The organism is Xenorhabdus stockiae (genome assembly GCF_002632825.1).
Taxonomy (GTDB): Bacteria; Pseudomonadota; Gammaproteobacteria; order Enterobacterales; family Enterobacteriaceae; genus Xenorhabdus; species Xenorhabdus stockiae.
This window is the reverse complement of sequence record NZ_NJAJ01000149.1, coordinates 1-505: the sequence shown is the minus strand read 5'-3', so window position 1 is coordinate 505 and position 505 is coordinate 1. Positions and strand designations below refer to the sequence as shown.

The 505-nt window shown below is 53.1% G+C and carries 1 protein-coding gene; it reads right to left on the bottom strand.

Features of this window, described 5'->3' with window-relative positions; genetic code table 11:
* Positions 1 to 51: 51 nt before the first annotated feature.
* Positions 52 to 505: terminase TerL endonuclease subunit (locus Xsto_RS20875; protein WP_244590485.1), on the bottom strand; the 454-nt coding region annotated here is incomplete at its 5' end.

Sequence of the window (505 nt, the reverse complement as noted above, 5' to 3'; positions counted from 1 at the left end):
CCAGCACTGCCCCGACGCCGATCAGGGCCGTGATATCCATCAGTAAGTTTTTCATAGCATTAAGAAATCGTCCGGGTCGAGGTTAGACAGGAAGTCAGGTACATCACCGCCATTGACCAGCAAGCGGCTCAGGCCGGTAAATAACGCCACAGGGCCGTCTATCTTGGCTTCCGGTGTGGATTTATTGGGGAAAATATTGTCGTTTTTGTCCGGTTTCACCGTGACGTTTGACATCATCCAGTTCATTACCGGGTGGGCGTTATGGTGGAATTTCCCGCTGTAGACCAAGGCTTCCAGTGTTTTCATCGCTTCCGACAGGTTGCGTACCGTCTGAGCGACTTCCACTAAAGGGATCCCTTCTTCCGCTAAGGCGAGACTGAACTGGACCGCGCTCCACGGGTCAAAGCCGAGTTCTTTCAGGTTTTCCCCGCTAATCCAGTGCAGCAGCTCTTCTTTTATCTGCGCATGATCCACCACTTCGCCATCGGTCAGGGTCAGGATACCC